At 66.1% G+C, this 17,470-nt stretch carries 12 protein-coding genes, 1 tRNA gene and 1 pseudogene; 2 read left to right on the forward strand and 12 right to left on the reverse strand.

The genetic code is table 11. The features are described 5' to 3' along the window. Nucleotides 1–11: 11 nt before the first annotated feature. The 6 genes from IT882_RS07410 to polA all read right to left on the reverse strand — a co-directional run bounded on the left by IT882_RS07410 (nucleotide 12) and on the right by polA (nucleotide 6,840). Complete coding sequence (locus tag IT882_RS07410; protein WP_195693799.1) at nucleotides 12–275, reverse strand: DUF6458 family protein; 264 nt, start codon at nucleotides 273–275, stop codon at nucleotides 12–14. 121 nt (nucleotides 276–396) lie between these two features. Continuing rightward, nucleotides 397–564 (reverse strand): hypothetical protein, encoded by a 168-nt coding sequence (locus IT882_RS07415; protein WP_195693800.1) that lies wholly within the window; start codon nucleotides 562–564, stop codon nucleotides 397–399. A 31-nt stretch (nucleotides 565–595) separates the two neighbouring features. Continuing rightward, a complete protein-coding gene (locus tag IT882_RS07420; protein WP_195693801.1) occupies nucleotides 596–1,360 on the reverse strand; it encodes an SGNH/GDSL hydrolase family protein in 765 nt (254 codons plus the stop codon). A gap of 4 nt (nucleotides 1,361–1,364) precedes the next feature. After that, entirely contained in the window at nucleotides 1,365–2,429 is a 1,065-nt protein-coding gene (locus tag IT882_RS07425) for an LLM class flavin-dependent oxidoreductase (RefSeq protein ID WP_229382370.1), read from the reverse strand. Nucleotides 2,430–2,490: 61 nt separating this feature from the next. Continuing rightward, nucleotides 2,491–4,164 (reverse strand): DUF885 domain-containing protein, encoded by a 1,674-nt coding sequence (locus tag IT882_RS07430; RefSeq protein ID WP_195693803.1) that lies wholly within the window; start codon nucleotides 4,162–4,164, stop codon nucleotides 2,491–2,493. A 27-nt stretch (nucleotides 4,165–4,191) separates the two neighbouring features. Beyond that, entirely contained in the window at nucleotides 4,192–6,840 is a 2,649-nt protein-coding gene (polA, locus tag IT882_RS07435; RefSeq protein WP_195693804.1) for a DNA polymerase I, read from the reverse strand. A 49-nt stretch (nucleotides 6,841–6,889) separates the two neighbouring features. Between polA and IT882_RS07440 the strand changes: the two genes are divergently transcribed. After that, the gene (locus IT882_RS07440) at nucleotides 6,890–7,345 is read left to right on the forward strand and encodes a hotdog fold thioesterase (protein WP_195693806.1); all 456 of its coding nucleotides are present in this window, start codon (nucleotides 6,890–6,892) and stop codon (nucleotides 7,343–7,345) included. 31 nt (nucleotides 7,346–7,376) lie between these two features. Here the strand turns inward: IT882_RS07440 and IT882_RS07445 are convergent, their stop codons facing one another. Then, nucleotides 7,377–7,997 (reverse strand): ANTAR domain-containing response regulator, encoded by a 621-nt coding sequence (locus IT882_RS07445; RefSeq protein WP_195693808.1) that lies wholly within the window; start codon nucleotides 7,995–7,997, stop codon nucleotides 7,377–7,379. 38 nt (nucleotides 7,998–8,035) lie between these two features. Between IT882_RS07445 and IT882_RS07450 the strand changes: the two genes are divergently transcribed. Further along, nucleotides 8,036–8,118, forward strand: a tRNA-Leu gene (locus IT882_RS07450). Between the two features lie 220 nt (nucleotides 8,119–8,338). Here the strand turns inward: IT882_RS07450 and IT882_RS07455 are convergent. The 5 genes and pseudogenes from IT882_RS07455 to lgt all read right to left on the reverse strand — a co-directional run bounded on the left by IT882_RS07455 (nucleotide 8,339) and on the right by lgt (nucleotide 17,423). Then, nucleotides 8,339–8,689 carry an SHOCT domain-containing protein gene (locus IT882_RS07455; protein ID WP_195694190.1) on the reverse strand — a complete coding sequence of 117 codons (351 nt, stop codon included), beginning with the start codon at nucleotides 8,687–8,689 and terminating at the stop codon, nucleotides 8,339–8,341. A gap of 109 nt (nucleotides 8,690–8,798) precedes the next feature. Then, entirely contained in the window at nucleotides 8,799–10,247 is a 1,449-nt protein-coding gene (pyk, locus tag IT882_RS07460; RefSeq protein ID WP_195693810.1) for a pyruvate kinase, read from the reverse strand. A gap of 70 nt (nucleotides 10,248–10,317) precedes the next feature. Beyond that, nucleotides 10,318–11,783, reverse strand: a pseudogene (locus IT882_RS07465) (glutamate synthase subunit beta). Then, the gene (gene gltB, locus IT882_RS07470) at nucleotides 11,776–16,356 is read right to left on the reverse strand and encodes a glutamate synthase large subunit (RefSeq protein ID WP_195693811.1); all 4,581 of its coding nucleotides are present in this window, start codon (nucleotides 16,354–16,356) and stop codon (nucleotides 11,776–11,778) included. The pseudogene IT882_RS07465 and the gene gltB overlap by 8 nt, the downstream one beginning before the upstream one ends. Before the next feature lie 95 nt (nucleotides 16,357–16,451). Beyond that, nucleotides 16,452–17,423: a prolipoprotein diacylglyceryl transferase gene (lgt, locus tag IT882_RS07475; protein ID WP_195693813.1), complete on the reverse strand. Its 972-nt coding sequence runs from the start codon at nucleotides 17,421–17,423 to the stop codon at nucleotides 16,452–16,454. Nucleotides 17,424–17,470: the final 47 nt, after the last annotated feature.

The raw sequence follows: 17,470 nt of genomic DNA on the forward strand, positions 1-17,470 counted from the left end.
CGTTGCCGAAATCAGAGACCGGTTCCGTCGTCAGTCGTGCTGGTGCTGCGACGATCGACACGCTCCTGCGTGGCGGGGTCAACGCTCGAACGCGTGACAGTCTCTGTCTGGCGACGTCGAGCCAACAGGATGATCCCGAACAAGAAGACCAGTACTCCGGCGCCCATGAGGATGTAGCCGACCAGGTCGAGGTTGATCCACTCGACGTCGACGTTCACGGCAAAAGCCAAGATGGCGCCGATCACGAACAGCACGATGCCGGTACCGATACTCATAGGGTGTTCCTTTCGTCATGCGGCAGACGCCGCATCGGACACCCTCGGGCACGTGGCCCGCGATCACTAGCGGCTTGACATCAGATTCCGAATGTGGAATGAATCCGTACCGGCGTCGGCGTCACATGAACCAGCCGCTGTTGCGCACCGTGCGGTCGTGGAACTGGTGCTGGGCGGCAGCGCGGGCTCGATCGACCTCGGCCTGCGCGTCGCGGCCTTCTTTGGCCTCGGTGTACGAGATGGGCTTCCGGCGAAACAGACCGGTCACGCGGTTCCACAACGTCGTCATCGCTACCCCTTGTGCCCCACGATAGACCGGCTCAGGCCACGGCGGGCTCGATCGTGATCCAATCGCCGAACTTCGGTGCGCGACCGTCTCCCGATGAGCGACCCGTCAGCCGGCGCCGCACCCACGGGCCGACGTGTTCCCGGTAGTACGCCAGTCCGCGAACAGCATCCGCGGGTGACTGCGCGGGCATCGACCACCACTCCCCCGGTGCCGGGTGCCCCAACGAGCCCAGCAGACGCGCAGCCACTCGATGGTGTCCCCGCGCGTTCATGTGCAGGCGATCCGGCGACCAGAACGACGGATGCGACAGCTCGCGATCGGGCCAATTCAGCGCCCGAATCACGTCGGGGCGGTCGGCGATACGCGCGACGACAGCACGCGAGAGCTCATCCCCACGACGCTGAATCAGTGATCGGAACGGTAGCTGTGCTGACGGATTGGCGCCTGAGAGCAAAACCAACCTCACCCCTTCCTCGTCGCACCGGCGCAGCACAGTGCTGAAGGCATCCGCGATGCTCTCGATGGTCGTGCGGGGACGCAACATGTCGTTGCCGCCGCCGTTGAACGACAGGTGCGTGGGGTGGAGGGCGAGAGCGGGCTCGAGCTGCTCCTCGACGATGGGACGCGCGAGCTTGCCGCGAATGGCGAGGTTCGCATACGAGATCGGGGTGCCGAGCGCGTTCGCCCACCCGAGTGCGGTCAGGTCGGCCCACCCTCGCACGGTACCGTCGGGCAGCTCGTCACCGACGCCCTCGGAGAACGAGTCACCGATGGCGACGTAGCGGATCTCGTGCACGCTCCTAGCCTACGGGCGTGGCATCGCTCGTCGTGTCGGCGCCTTCCGCGATCAGCTCCCGCGCCATCGGAATGACCTTCGTGCCATACAGCTCGATCGAGCGCATCAGCTTGTCGTGCCCGAGCGTGCCGTTGGAGTACTTCAGATCGAACCGGTCTACGCCCAACGTGAGCACGGTGTCGGCGATCTTTCGGGCTACGCGCTCGGGGGATCCCGAGTACACCGCTCCCCCGGCGCCGACGTCGTGCTGGAACCGCATGCGACTGTACGGCGGCCAGCCGCGCTCTGCGCCGATCCGGTTGTTCATCGCCTCGAAGGCCGGGTAGGCCTCCTCCCACGCCTGCTCATCGGTGTCGGCGATGTGGCCCGGCGAGTGCACGCCGACGGGTTTGCGCTCGTGTCCGAAGGATGCCAGGGAGCGATGGAAGAGTTCCACGTATGGCGCAAAGCGCTCAGCGGGCCCGCCGATGATGGCGAGCATGAGACCGAACCCATAGCGCGCGGTGCGCACAACAGACTCCGGGGATCCGCCGACACCCACCCAGGTCGTCAGCCCCGGTCCTTCGGTCTTCGGATAGACGTCGGCGTTCGTGAGCGCAGCGCGGGTGCGGCCGGACCACGTCACCGGAGCCTCGTCACGCAGCAGCGCGAACAGTTCGAGCTTCTCCTCGAACAGCGCCTCATAGTCGCCCAGGTCGAACCCGAACAGCGGGAAGGACTCGATGAACGAGCCGCGTCCCAGGACCACCTCCGCACGCCCGCCGGAGACCGCATCCAGCGTCGCGAACCGCTCGTACACGCGCACCGGGTCATCGGAGGAGAGCACCGTGACGGCGGTACCGAGGTGGATGTCACGCGTTCGTCCGGCAATCGCGGCGAGCACGATCTCGGGGCTCGAGACCGCGAAATCAGGGCGGTGGTGCTCCCCCACGCCGATGAATGAGATACCCAGCTCGTCGGCGAGCACCGCCTGGTCGACGAGGTTTCGCAGCGTCTGCGCGTCGGAGAGTTGCTTCCCGCTCTCGTCGTGCGTGACATCACCGAAGGTATCAAGGCCGAACTGGATCATGACGGCATCCTTTCCATGCACATGCATAGAACCATCGACGTCCGCGCGCTATTCCGGAGCCTCAACCAACCACAGCCGCGCGAAGTGTGTCGAGACCGACGCCGCCGATATCGAGGGCTCGCTTGTGGAACGCCTTGATGTCGAAGGAGTCGCCCTCCTTCTCGGCGACCGTGTCACGCAGCTGCTCCCAGATACGCTGCCCCACCTTGTACGAGGGGGCTTGGCCCGGCCAGCCGAGGTAGCGGTTGACTTCGAACTGAATGAACTCGTCCGACATGTTGACATTGCGGCGCATGAAGGCGAGGGCGTAGTCGTGATCCCACACACCGTCGCCATCCAGACGGGGCTTGCCGAGGTGCACGCCGATGTCGAGGACGACGCGGGCAGCCCGCATCCGCTGCCCATCGAGCATGCCGAGCCGGTCGGCGGGGTCATCGAGGTAGCCGAGTTGCTGCATCAGTCGCTCTGCGTACAGTGCCCAGCCCTCGGCGTGACCCGACGTGCCCGCCAGCAGACGCCGCCAGGAGTTCAGCTGGGCGCGGTTGTAGACCGCCTGCGCGATCTGCAGGTGGTGGCCCGGGACGCCCTCGTGGTACACGGTCGTCAGCTCGCGCCAGGTGTCGAACTCATCGACGCCCTCGGGAACCGACCACCACATACGGCCGGGACGCGAGAAGTCGTCGGTCGGACCGGTGTAGTAGATCCCGCCCTCTCTGGTCGGCGCGATCATGCACTCCAACGTGCGGATGGGCTCGGGAATGTCGAAGTGGGTCTTGCCGAGCTCGGCGACGGCGTGATCGCTGGTCCGCTGCATCCACGCCTGCAGAGCCTCGGTGCCGTGGAGCTTGCGCGCCGGATCCTTCTCGAGAAACGCGACGGCCTCTTCGACGCTTGCTCCCGGGAGGATCTCGTCGGCGATCTCTTCCTGTTCGGCGACCATGCGCGCGAGCTCCTCGATGCCCCACTCGTAGGTTTCATCGAGGTCGACGGTTGCGCCGAGGAAGCGTCGCGAGTGCAGCGCGTAGAGATCTCGACCGACGCCGTCCTGTTCGGGGGCAACGGGAGCGACCTCGGCCGCGAGCACATCGGCGAGCTCCTCATACGCAACACGCGCGGCGCCGGCGGCATTGGACAGGTCGCGCGCGAGGGATGCCGGGAGCTGCCCGTCCGCGGGCGCTGCCTCCGCGGCGAACTCCGCGAAGAAACCGCGGTCGCTGGTGTAGCGACCGATCTGCGTGACGACCTCGTGCACCTGCCGCCGAGCAGGGACTGTGCCTTCCGAGACCCCGGCTCGGAGCGTCTCAATGTAGCTCCGAACCGCGTCTGGGATCGCTCCCAGTCGCGTCGCGATGACGGACCAGTCCTCGGCCGTCTCGGTGGGCATCAGGTCGAAGACCGCGCGGATGTCCTGGGGCGGCGAGGCGATGACGTTCAGGTCACGCAGGTGCCACCGGGCGTCGTGGAGTTCGAGATCGAGTTCCAGCTCACGCGTGAGGTCAGCCTTGGTGACGCGATCGATGTCGTCGACAGGCTCGGCGCGGCCGAGCGCGGCTAGGGTCTGACGGGCCTCGTCGGCAAGCGCGTCAGCGCCCGCGGGCGAGTAGTCGCCGTAACGCGCGTTGTGCTCAGAACGACCGATGTAGGTGGCAAGGGTGGGGACGCGCTCGGCGAGCGTATCGACCCACGCGTCTGCGATCGCGTCGATGGGCGTGGCAGATCGAGGGGCTTCAGTCATGCGATCGAGCCTAGTCAGAACGAGCTGTCAGTGCCCGGCTTGGTTCCAGTCGCCGCCACGGCCCACTTCGACATCCAGCGGCACGGACAGCGTGGCCGCGTCGGCCATTCGTGCCCGCACGATCGTCTCGGCCTGCTCCCACTCCCCTGGCGCAACTTCAACGACGAGCTCATCGTGGATCTGCAGCAGCACGCGCGACCGGAGGTCGCTGTCGCGAAGGTCCTGGTGGATCCGGAAGAGCGCGATCTTCATGATGTCGGCAGCGCTGCCTTGGATCGGCGCGTTGAGGGCCGCACGCTCAGCGTTCTCGCGAAGCACACGGTTGGGACTGGTGAGGTCGGGGAATGGGCGACGGCGACCGAAGATCGTCTCGGTGTACCCGTCGATCCGAGCCTTCTCCACGGATGCGCGCAGGTAGTCGCGCACCGCACCGAATCGCGCGAAGTACTCCATCATGAGCTGCTTGGCCTCGGCCTGCTCGATACGCAACTGCTTCGACAGCCCGAACGCCGAGAGCCCGTAGACGAGGCCGTACGACATGGCTTTGACCTTTGTGCGCATCTGGGGAGTGACGTCTGCGGGGTCCACCCCGAACACGCGAGCGCCGACGAACCGATGCAGGTCCTCGCCGGAGTTGAAGGCTTCGATGAGCCCAGGATCCTCAGACAGGTGCGCCATGATGCGCATCTCGATCTGCGAGTAGTCAGCCGTCAGGAGTGTCTCGTAGCCATCGCCGACAACGAAAGCGGAACGGATGCGGCGGCTGTCGTCGGTGCGGATGGGAATGTTCTGCAGGTTGGGATCGGTACTCGAGAGTCGTCCGGTCTGGCTGCCGGTTTGCACGTACGTCGTGTGGATGCGGCCGTCGGCGCCGATGGCCGCATCGAGCGACTCGATGATCTGGCGCAGCTTCGTCGCTTCGCGGTGCTGGAGGAGCAGCCCCAAGAACGGGTGGGGGTTGGTTTCCTGCAGATCGGCGAGGACCGCCGCATCCGTGGAGTAGCCGGTCTTGGTTTTGCGTGTCTTTGGGAGCCCGAGCTCTTCGAACAGCACCTCTTGCAGCTGCTTCGGCGACCCGAGGTTGACTTCGCGGCCGATCGTGGCGAACGCGTCGGTGGCGATCGCATCAGCACGGGCGCCCAGCTCAGCGGAGAACCCCGCGAGGGTGTCGTGCGAAACCGCGACCCCGTCCAGCTCCATGTCGACGAGCGCATCGAGCGTCGGTAGTTCGATATCGCGCAGGACACCCGCGAGGGCGTCGGGAAGCTCGGCACGAAGCGCGGTTGCGACGCGCAGCGTGAACCACGAGAGCTGACCCGGGGTCGCGCCCTCGGTTTCGGGGATCAGTTGCGTCGGATCGGCTTCCGGGAGCCTCTCCCCCAGGTAGCGATCCACGAGATCGGCGAGGGTCTTGTCGGGGAAGCTCGGTCGCAGCAGCCACCCGGCCAGCGCCGTGTCGAACGTGACTCCGCCCACCGCAAGGCCCGCGCGGCGCAACATCTTGACCTGCGGCTTCGCGTCGGCGAACACCTTCGGGCTGTCCGACGAGAACCAGGGCGCCAGGTGCGCGACTGACTCGTCGGTCCAGCTCGTCTCCACCACATCGCTCTCGCGCGCAAAACCGAGACGCGCGGGTATCGAGGCAGAACTCGGCGTTCCCGCGACAGGGACGACGGTGATCGCGACCTCGCCCGAACCGCTGGCGAGCCAGGCCGCCAGAGCACCCGGCTCTAGCTCGGCGGCACCGGGAACCGCGACCGTGGGTGCGGATGCCACGGGCTCTTCCCCACCGAGTGCCTCGAAGACCCTCGGCAGAAGCGTGCGGAACTCGAGACGCGCGAAGATGTCGCGAACCTCCTGCGCGTCTATAGCTGTGACGGCGAGATCGTCAGGTGCGACGGGCAGTTCGACATCCCGCAGGAGCCGATTCAGCGCCCGGTTGCGCTTGACATCATCGAGGTGTTCCCGCAGGTTGTTTCCGACCACGCCCGTGACACGATCCGCGTTCTCGAGCAGCTCGTCGAGGGAGCCGAACTGCGTCAGCCACTTCACCGCGGTCTTCTCCCCCACCTTGGGCACGCCCGGGAGGTTGTCGCTGGTCTCGCCGACGAGCGCAGCAATGTCGGGGTATTGCTCGGGGGGCACGCCGTAGCGCTCGCGCACGGTCTCGGGGTCGTAGCGCTTGAGCTGTGAGACGCCCTGGACGCTCGGGTAGAGCAGCGTCGTGCGCTCATCGACGAGCTGAATCGTGTCGCGGTCGCCCGAGCAGACGAGAACGTTATAGCCCGCGTCAGCACCGCGGGTGGCGAGTGTCGCGAGGATGTCGTCGGCTTCGATGTCTTCCTTCTGAAGAACCGTGATGTTCATGGCGCGCAGGCAGTCCTGCAGCAGCGGGATCTGGCCCTGGAACTCCTTCGGCGTCTCCGCCCGATTGGCCTTGTATTCGGCATACTCACGGGTGCGGAACGACTGCCGTGAGGTATCGAACGCGACAGCGACGTGGGTGGGCTTTTCGGCCTTCAGGAGGTTCACGAACATGGACAAGAACCCGTAGATCCCGTTCGTGTGCTGCCCGTCTTTCGTCGTGAAGTTCTCGACGGGGAGCGCGAAAAACGCCCGGAATGCCAGCGAATGGCCGTCAACAACCAGGAGGGTAGGCTTCGAGGAGTCCGTCACTCTGTCAGCCTACCCACGGCATCCGACAGCACTCTCCGCGAAGGTGGTCATGAGCACGCAGCATCCAGCAGACGTCAACGGCATGGAGTGGGCGGCGCGACGAGGCATGGGAACGCTGGCCGAAAAGATGGGGATGGAGTTCCTCGAGTTCACCGTCGAGCGGTCGGTCGCGACGATGCCCGTCGAGGGCAACACGCAACCCATTGGCCTCATGCATGGCGGCGCATACGTCGTGCTCGGTGAGTCGCTCGGGTCGATGTCTGCGAACCTGTGGGCTGGTGCTGGGCGCCTCGCCGTCGGCGTCGATATCAACGCGACGCACACGCGGTCGGCGCGGTCCGGTCTTGTGACGGGCGTGTGCACGCCCGTGCACCTGGGACGAAGCATGACCGTGCACGAGATCGTCGTGACCGATGATCAGGGACGGCGCTGTTCCACCATCCGGATCACGAACCTCATCAAGGATGTGCCGCTCCCCGAAGAGCTCACGCGCCCGCAGGCGTGAGTTCGCTCACCGGGCCACCGACCGCGGAGCTTTAGGCCTTCTTCGGTGCCAGCTGCTCGATGATCGCCTTGGCGACGTCCTGCATCGTGAGCCGGCGGTCCATCGAAGCCTTCTGAATCCAGCGGAAGGCCTCCGGCTCGGAGAGCCCCATCTTCTCGTTGAGCAGGCCCTTGGCCCGGTCCACGAGCTTGCGCGTCTCGAACCGTTCGACCATGTCGGCCACTTCGGCCTCGAGGGTCAGGATCTGCTCGTGGCGGGCGAGGGCGATCTCGATCGCGGGAAGCAGATCGTTCGGCGTGAAGGGCTTGACGACGTATGCGAGGGCACCGGCTTCGCTCGCGCGCTCGACCAGCTCCTTCTGGCTGAACGCCGTGAGCAACACGACCGGAGCGATGTTGTTCTTGTTGAGCTTCTCGGCTGCGGAGATGCCGTCGAGCTGGGGCATCTTGACGTCCATGATGACGAGGTCGGGCCGGAGCTCGGTCGCGAGCTGGACTGCGCTTTCCCCGTCCCCGGCTTCACCGACGACGTCGAACCCGTTGTCGCGAAGGATCTCGACGATGTCGAGTCGGATGAGGGACTCATCTTCCGCCACGACGACGCGGCGGGGGGTCTGGGAGGCGGACGTAGCGGCCTGTTCTTGCTCTGTCACCTTTGAATCCTACGGTATCGTCAATGCGGACGTGCCCGGCCGGTGTGGCGGAATGGCAGACGCGACCGACTCAAAATCGGTTGCCCGAACGGGCGTGTGGGTTCGACTCCCACCACCGGCACGTGTGAAAGGCCGCGACCCGTCAGGGTTGCGGCCTTTCACAGGTCATGATGGCGCGGCTTGGGAAGAACGCACAGTGTGGGTGGGCCCACGCGGTCGGAGGCTCCGCGCGCTGCGCAGCGGCGCGTGGAGTGGCCGTGGGGACGACTCCCACCACCGGCACGTGTGAAAGGCCGCGACCCGTCAGGGTTGCGGCCTTTCACAGGTCACGATGGCGCGGCTCAGGCGCCGAAGAACTGGTTTCCGAGGGCCTTGCTCTTGAGTGCGTCGAACTCGCCCTGCGAGATCGTGCCGGCATCCAGCAGCGCCTTCGCGCGCTCGATCTCGGCGGACGGGTTCGCCGAAGCAGCGGGGTGGTACTCATCGGTCTCGGGAACGACACCGCGACGGAGGCTCGCACGCGCAGCCATACCGCGGCCGCGCGCGATCACGTACACGAGGGCTGTCAGGAAGGGCACGAGCACCAGGAAGACGATCCAGAGCGCTTTCCAGCCGCCCGCCAGGGTGTGGTCGCGGAACAGATCGATGATGATCAGCGCGACGACGTAGATGTAGGCCGCGATGTAGAACATCACGAGCGCGAACCAGAAGATGTCCCAGATGCCGAGCACGGCTACCTCCGAATGCGAAAGGGTCGCGCTCAGCCTAGTGCTGGGCGCGACCCTTTCGTGTGTCGTGCGATCAGCCCGCGTTCTGGTACGCCGGCGCCTTCCCGTGCACGGCGTCTCCGACGTTGTGAATGCGGATGTCGTTCGTGGTGCCTTCGATCCCGGGAGGGGAACCCGAGATCACGACGACCTTGTCTCCGACCTGTGCCAGGTCGTTGGCGAGCAGGTAGTCATCGACCTGAATGAACATCCGGTCGGTGTGGGACACGTGCTCCACGAGGGTCGACTGGATGCCCCAGGTGACCGCCATGCGACGTCGGATCGCAGGGTCGGGTGCGAAGGCCAGCATGGGGATCTTCGGTCGCAGACGCGAAAGACGGCGAGCCGAGTTCCCCGACTCTGTGAAGACGCAGAGGAACTTCGCCTCGACGAAGTCTGCGACCTCATTGGCTGCGAGCGTGATGATGCCGCCCTGCGTGCGCGGCTTGGTGTGGATCGGCGCGATGCGCTCGAGCCCGTGCTCTTCCGTGGACTCGATGATGCGAGCCATCGTCTGCACGACCACCACGGGGTAATCCCCGACACTCGTTTCGCCCGAGAGCATCACTGCGTCGGCGCCATCCAGGACGGCGTTGGCGACGTCGCTGGTTTCAGCGCGGGTGGGAACCGGGTTGTTGATCATCGATTCGAGCATCTGCGTCGCGACGATCACGGGCTTGGCCATGGCGCGGCAGAGCTCGACCGCGCGCTTCTGCACGATCGGCACGGCCTCCAGGGGAAGCTCGACACCGAGGTCACCACGGGCGACCATGATCCCGTCGAAGGCGTCGATGATCTCCTCGAGATTGTCGACGGCCTGCGGCTTCTCGATCTTGGCGATGACCGGGACTCGGCGCCCCTCCTCGGCCATGATCACGTGAACACGCTGCACGTCCTTGGCGTCTCGCACGAACGAGAGGGCGATGAGGTCGGCGCCGGTGCGCATACCCCAGCGCAGGTCAGCCTCGTCCTTGTCGGAGAGCGCGGGAACGTTGACCGCGACGCCGGGCAGGTTGATGCCCTTGTTGTTGGAAACGGGCCCACCGACGATGACTTCGGTGGTCACGACCGTGCCGTCGGTGTCGATGACTTTGACGCGCACCTTGCCGTCGTCGATCAAGAGGAAGTCGCCCGGCTTCACGTCCGTGGGCAGCCCCTTGAACGTCGTCGAAACGATGTCCTTGGTGCCCAGGATGTCCTCGATGGTGATCTTGAAGATGTCACCCGGCGCGAGTTCGTGCGGGCCGTTCTCGAACTTCCCGAGGCGGATCTTGGGTCCCTGCAGGTCCACCAGGACCGCGACGGCGCGCTGTGCGTCGTCGGCTGCCTTGCGGACATTGGCGAAATTGTTCTCGTGTACCGAGTAATCGCCGTGGGAAAGGTTGAAGCGGGCGACGTCAACGCCGGCGTCGATGATGGCTCGAACCATCTCGTACGTCGAGGTTGCCGGGCCCAAGGTTGCGACGATCTTCGCGCGTCTCATCCGAGTGTGCTCCGTTGTTTGCGTGATGCAGGCAGAAGGCCTGCGGGTACAGGCAGGGGCCGGGCCCAGCCTACGCGTGCGCCATACCGATGGCGACATCCGTGGGGTTAACAGGAGACGGAAGCTCCGTTTCACCCATCAGATATCGATCCACCGCTGCAGCGGCCGCGCGTCCTTCGGCGATTGCCCAGACGATCAGAGACTGGCCGCGGCCGGCGTCACCGGCAACGAACACCCCCGGATGCGTCGTCTGGTAATCGTCCTCACGGGCAACGTTGCCACGATCGGTGAATCTGGTGCCGAGCTGTTCTTCGAGAAGCAACCGCTCCGGTCCGGTGAACCCCATAGCGATGAGTACGAGGTCGGCGGGGATCTCGCGCTCGGTGCCGCTCTTGGGGACGCGTCGACCGTCGACGAACTCGGTCTCGGCGAGGCGCAGGTACTGCACTTCGCCCGCGTCGTTGCCGAGGAACTCGACGGTGGAGGCCAGGTACATGCGTTCGCCACCCTCCTCGTGTGCCGACTGCACCTCGAAGAGCGTCGGGGCCATCGGCCACGGCTGGGCATCGGGGCGCGCCTCGGGAGGGCGGCGACCGATCGCGAGGTTCGTGACGCTCAGCGCACCCTGGCGGTGTGCCGTTCCGATGCAGTCCGCACCGGTGTCACCACCGCCGATCACGATGACGTGCTTGCCTTCCGCCGTGATCTGATTGGCCACGGCATCCCCCGCGACGGCGTGGTTCGACTCGACGAGGTACTCCATCGCGAAGTGAACTCCGGCGAGGTCTCGTCCCGGGATCGGGAGATCACGCGGAACTGTCGCACCGGTCGCAACGACGACCGCGTCATACCGGGCGCGAAGCGCATCCCAGCTGATGTCGGTGCCGATGTTCACGCCCGCGCGGAACCGGGTTCCCTCGTCCTGCATCTGGCGAAGCCGCGACTCGAGGTGCCGCTTCTCCATCTTGAAGTCCGGGATGCCGTAGCGCAGCAGCCCGCCGATGCGGTCATCGCGCTCGTAGACCGCAACGGTGTGGCCCGCTCGCGTGAGCTGCTGCGCGGCGGCCAGGCCCGCGGGGCCCGAGCCGACCACGGCCACGGTCTTGCCCGTCAGCCGGCCCGGCGGCTTGGGCTCGACCCAACCGCTCGCGAAGGCCTGATCGATGATCGAGACCTCCACCTGCTTGATGGTCACCGCGGGCTGGTTGATCCCCAGGACGCACGCGCTCTCGCACGGCGCGGGGCACAGCCGACCCGTGAACTCGGGGAAGTTGTTCGTCGCGTGCAGGCGGTCGATCGCAGCTCGACCCTCCCCCGCCAGGTGAGGTCGTTCCACTCCGGGATGAGGTTGCCCAGGGGGCATCCCTGGTGGCAGAACGGGATGCCGCAGTCCATGCATCGACCCGCCTGTCGGCGCAGTACGGCGTTGTCGCCGGGCTCATAGACCTCTTTCCAGTCCATGATGCGCACCGGCACGGGACGGCGCGCGGGAAGCTCCCGTTCCGTCACCTTCAGAAAGCCCTTGGGATCAGCCACCGGTCACCTCCAGGATGCGGGTCCAGACGACATCGCCGTCGGGGTCGAGTCCTTCGTCAACAGCTTCCTGCCGCGTGCGCAGCACGGCGGCGTAGTCACGGGGAACGACGCGGACGAAGTTGGCGACCTCCTCGTCGAAGCGTGCGAGGAAGTCCGCGGCAAGAGCAGACCCGGTCTGTTCGACATGCTGCTCGAGCAGGTCCCGCAACATCTCGGCATCCGCTGAGCCCAGCGGGCCCAGCTCCAGCTCGCCGGTTGCCAGCGCTTCCCGGTTCACAAGATCGGAGTTGAGCCGGTAGACGTAGGCGGTTCCGCCGGACATCCCGGCGCCCAGGTTACGACCCGTCGGCCCGAGGATGACGGCAAGTCCACCGGTCATGTACTCCAGCGCATGGTCGCCGACGCCTTCGACGACAGCTGTCGCTCCGGAGTTGCGGACGAAGAAACGCTCACCGACCACGCCGCGCAGGAAGAGCGTGCCTTGCGTTGCGCCATAGCCGATGACGTTGCCGGCGATGACGTTCTGCGATGCATCGAACGTGGCATCTTCCGGGGGCCGGATGACGATCTGACCGCCCGAGAGTCCCTTGCCGACGTAGTCGTTCGAGTCTCCCGTCAACCGGAGCGTGATGCCCGCCGGCATGAACGCGCCGAAGGACTGGCCGGCCGAACCGGTGAGGTTGATCGTGATGGAACCAGCCGGAAGTCCGTTCTGACCCTGCGCCTTGGTCACATGGTGACCGAGGAGAGTACCGACGGCCCGCGCCGTGTTGCGCACCGGCAGATCGATCGTGATCTCACCACCGTGTGCGATGACATCCTGCGCGCGCTCGATGATCGGGACGTCGAAATGCTCGTCCAGCTCGTGGTTCTGCGGGCGCAGGTTACGGCGCGGCTCGTCGTCGGCAAAGGCGGGACCCTCCAGCACGGGGGTCAGATCCATGCCGCTTGCCTTCCAGTGCGCGATAGCCCGGTTCGTGTCGAGCACCTCGTGGTGACCGATGGCCTCGTCGAGGGAGCGGAAGCCGAGCTCTGCCAGGTACTCCCGCACCTCTTGGGCGATGAACTCCATGAACGTCTCGACGAACTCCGGCTTGCCGGTGAACCGCGATCGCAGGACCGGGTTCTGCGTGGCGACGCCGACCGGACAGGTGTCCAGGTGGCACACGCGCATCATGATGCATCCGGAGACGACCAGCGGTGCGGTGGCGAAACCGAACTCTTCGGCACCCAGCAGGGCGCCGATGATGACGTCGCGTCCGGTCTTGATCTGGCCGTCCACCTGCACGACCACCCGATCGCGCATTCCGTTGAGCATCAGGGTCTGCTGCGTCTCGGCGAGCCCGAGCTCCCAGGGGGTACCGGCGTGCTTGAGCGAGTTGAGTGGGCTCGCCCCGGTGCCGCCATCGTGACCCGAAACCAGGATGACGTCGGCCAGCGCCTTGGCAGTACCCGCTGCCACGGCACCGATGCCCGACTGGCTGACCAGCTTGACGTGGACCCGGGCTTCGGGGTTTGCGCGCTTGAGATCGAAGATCAGCTGCTTGAGGTCTTCGATCGAGTAGATGTCGTGGTGCGGCGGCGGAGAGATGAGTCCGACCCCCGCGGTGGCGTGCCGCGTGCGGGCAACCCACGGATAGACCTTGGTCGGCGGGAGCTGGCCGCCCTCTCCGGGCTTTGCTCCCTGCGCGAGCTTGATCTGAATGTCGTCTGCCTCGGTGAGATACAGACTCGTCACACCGAACCGACCCGAGGCCACCTGCTTGATGGCGCTGCGGCGTTCCGGGTCGAGCAGGCGATCGACATCCTCGCCGCCTTCACCGGTGTTGGACTTGCCGCCAATCCGGTTCATCGCGATCGCGAGCGTCTCGTGCGCTTCCTTCGAGATGGAGCCGTAGCTCATGGCTCCCGTCGAGAACCGCTTCACGATCGCGGAGACCGGTTCGACCTCGTCGATCGGCACGGGTCGGCGAACGCCGGTGCGCAGGCGGAAGAGGCCGCGCAGGGTCTTCAGCTCACTGGCCTGGTCATCGACCAGCTTGGTGTATTCGCGGAAGACGTCGTACCGGCGAGTCCGCGTCGAATGCTGCAGACGGAAGACGGTCTCGGGGTTGAACAGGTGCGGCGAACCATCGCGACGCCACTGGTACTCGCCTCCGGTCCAGAGGCGCTCGTGCGCGCGTTCTGCCTCGTCTTCGGGGTACGCGTACGCGTGCCGTGACCGGTTTTCGGCGGCGATGACGTCGAGCCCGACACCGCCGAGCTTCGTCTCGGTGCCGGTGAAGTAGGCATCCACGAACTCCTGCGACAGACCGACGGCCTCGAAGACCTGGGCGCCGGCGTAGGAGGAAACCGTGGAAATGCCCATCTTCGACATGATCTTCAAAACGCCCTTGCCGAGCGCGTAGATCAGGTTCTTGACAGCCTTCTCGGGCGTGAGGCCGCTGATGTAGCCGGCGCGCACCAGGTACTCGACGGTCTCCATCGCGAGGTAGGGGTTTACCGCCGATGCGCCGTAGCCGAGCAGCGTCGCGACGTGGTGGACTTCCCGCACATCGCCGGCCTCGACCACCAGGCCCACCTTCATGCGCGTCTCACGCCTGATCAGGTGGTGGTGGATGGCTGCGACCATCAGGAGCGAGGGAATCGGCGCGAGGTCCTTGTTCGAGTCGCGGTCGCTGAGCACGATGTACTCGGCACCGTCCTCGATAGCCTGATCGACCTCGCTGCACATCTGCGCGATGCGCTTCTGCATGCCCTTGTGGCCTGCTTCGACCCGGTACAGACCGCGGATCGTCACGGACGAACGGCCGGGTACTGCCGTGTCGATGTGCTGGATCTTCGCGAGCTCGTCGTTGTCGATGACCGGGAAGTCGAGGGTCACGGTGCGCGAGTGGCTCGGACCCCAGCCCAGCAGGTTACGCTCCGGCCCGATTCCGAGCGAGAGCGAGGTCACGACCTCTTCACGGATCGAGTCCAGGGGCGGGTTGGTCACCTGCGCGAACTGCTGCGTGAAGTAGTCGAACAGGAGCCGCGGACGATCGCTGAGGACGGCCACCGGGGTGTCACTTCCCATGGCGCCGAGCGGCTCGGCGCCCTTCTGCCCCATGGGGGTCAGCAGGATGCGGACCTCTTCCTCCGTGTAGCCGAACGTGCGCTGACGGCGGGTGATCGATGCGATCGGGTGCACGATGTGCTCGCGCTCGGGCAGCTCCGACAAGCGCACCCGCCCGGCGTCGAGCCACTCCTGCCAGGGCTGCATCGTTGCCAGATCGTGTTTGATCTCGTCGTCCTCGATGATCCGGCGCTGCGCCGTGTCCACGAGGAACATGCGCCCGGGGCGCAGTCGCCCGCGGCGCTTGATGCGCTCGGGAGCGAAGTCCAGGACGCCGGTCTCGCTGCCGATGACGACCAGGCCGTCGGTGGTTTCGGTCCAGCGGCCCGGACGCAGGCCGTTGCGGTCCAGCGTCGCACCGACCAGCGTGCCGTCGGTGAAGATGAGCGCGGCGGGGCCGTCCCAGGGCTCCATCTGGATCGCGTGGTAGTCGTAGAACGCCCGCAACGCTGGGTCGAGACCGACCTGCTTCTCGTAGGCCTCGGGAACCATCATCATGATGGCGTGGGGCAGGCTCCGCCCGGTCAGCGTGAGCAGTTCGAGCACCTCGTCGAAGGATGCCGAGTCGCTCGCACCGTCGGTGCAGATGGGAAGCAGCGGACGGATGTCGCCGATCAGCTCGGACTCGAGCTGGGACTGGCGTGCCCGCATCCAGTTGCGGTTGCCGTTGACGGTGTTGATCTCGCCGTTGTGCGCGAGCATGCGCAGCGGCTGCGCCAGGCGCCACGAGGGGAAGGTGTTCGTCGAGTAGCGCGAGTGGACGACGGCGAGCTCGGATGCGAACCGCTCGTCCTGCAGGTCAGGGTAGAACGGCTCCAACTGCAGCGTCGTGACCATGCCCTTGTAGCCGAGCGTGCGCGCCGAGAGAGACACGAAGTACGCGCCGAGCTCGGTGCGGCTGCGCTTGCGGAGCCGGTAGGTGCGGCGGTCCAGCGCGATTCCCGACAGAGCCGGAGCGTCGCCGACCGCGGGACGGGAGACGAAGAGCTGCTCGAAGGCGGGACGCGCGTCGAACGCGAGCTTGCCGAGGTTCTCGTCCTCGGTCGGCACCTCACGCCAGCCGAGCACCTCGAGGTTCTCGCTGGCCGCGATGCGCTCGATGCCGGCCTTCTGCTCGGCGCGGGCTTCGTGGTCCAGCGGCAGGAACACCATGCCCGCGGCGTACTCCCCCATCGGCGGGAGGTCGAAGCCCACGACGGCGCGCAGGAAAGCATCCGGCATCTGCGTGAGGATGCCGGCGCCATCGCCGGTGCCGGCATCAGAGCCGATCGCACCGCGGTGCTCGAGGTTGCGCAGCGCCGTCAGGGCGAGGTCGATGATGTCGTGACCGGGCTCCCCACGAAGGGTCGCGACCATGGCCAGGCCACACGCATCCCGTTCGAAGTCAGGGTTGTACATCCCCTGCTTGGCGGGGAAGCCGGTCTCGCCGGTGGCGATGCGACGGGGGCTCGATGCCATTCCTACCGTCCTCACGTTGATGCTCAAGATGGGACGACGTCGGCCCGGCTGTGTGTGGTGTACGCGGTGATCGGGGTACTACTCCGGTGATCAGATCACTGCGGCCGAGGGGTGCTTGTGGCGCTGCCGGCGGTGACTTCGGGGGCCGGTGGTTCGCTGACGTCGACGAAGTCGGGAGTGTCCTGCGATTGTACAGTGCCTTTCGCGGCGCGCTCGCGACCGGGAACGTACGGCGAGGGCTCCCGCCCGGGATGGCGGCGCTTCTGGACGATCATGATCGCGAGGCCGATGAGAACCCCGAAGATCGCGGCCCAGACGTTGGTGCGGATACCGAGGAAGATTTCGCTCGGATCGATCCGAATGGACTCCCACACGATGCGGCCGGCGCTGTACCAGATGAGGTAGAGACCGAACAGACGGCCCCACTGCAGCACGAAACGGCGGCCCGCCCACAGGAGGACGGCAGCTCCCAGAAGGTTCCAGATCATCTCGTACAGGAACGTCGGGTGGAAGAGAGTGCCCGGGGCAAGACCCGGCGGGAAGGCCGGGTTGGTGGACTCGATCTCCAGTCCCCACGGAAGGTCGGTGGGAAGGCCGAACAGCTCGTGGTTGAACCAGTTTCCGAGGCGTCCCATGGCCTGCGCAATGATCAGACCTGGCGCCAATGCGTCGGCGAATGACCAGAATCGGATGCCGGTCCAGCGGCATCCGAGCCAGGCGCCCACCGCTCCGCCGATCAGCGCGCCATAGATGGCGATACCACCCTCCCAGATGCGGAAGATGGCCCAGATGTCGGCTCCCTCGCCAAAGTAGAAGCCGGGGTGGGTGACGACGTGGTAGATCCGAGCGACGATGATCGCGAGGGGCACCGCGAGGAGCGCGATGTCGATGACGATCCAGTTCTCGGCACCGCGCTTGGTCAGCCGGTAGTTCGTGAGCAGGACCGCGACGATGATGCCCGCGATGATGCACAGCGCGTAGAAGTGGATCGTGAACGGGCCCACGGGGAACGAACTGATACCCGGGCTCGGGATGCTGGTCAGGACGTTCTGGGAAGCGGTGATCATATCGATCGTCCTCAGTTGGTCGGGCGCCGGCCGGAGGGCCGACGACG

Origin of the sequence: Microbacterium schleiferi (genome assembly GCF_015565955.1) — a bacterium.
Taxonomy (GTDB): domain Bacteria; phylum Actinomycetota; class Actinomycetes; order Actinomycetales; family Microbacteriaceae; genus Microbacterium; species Microbacterium schleiferi_A.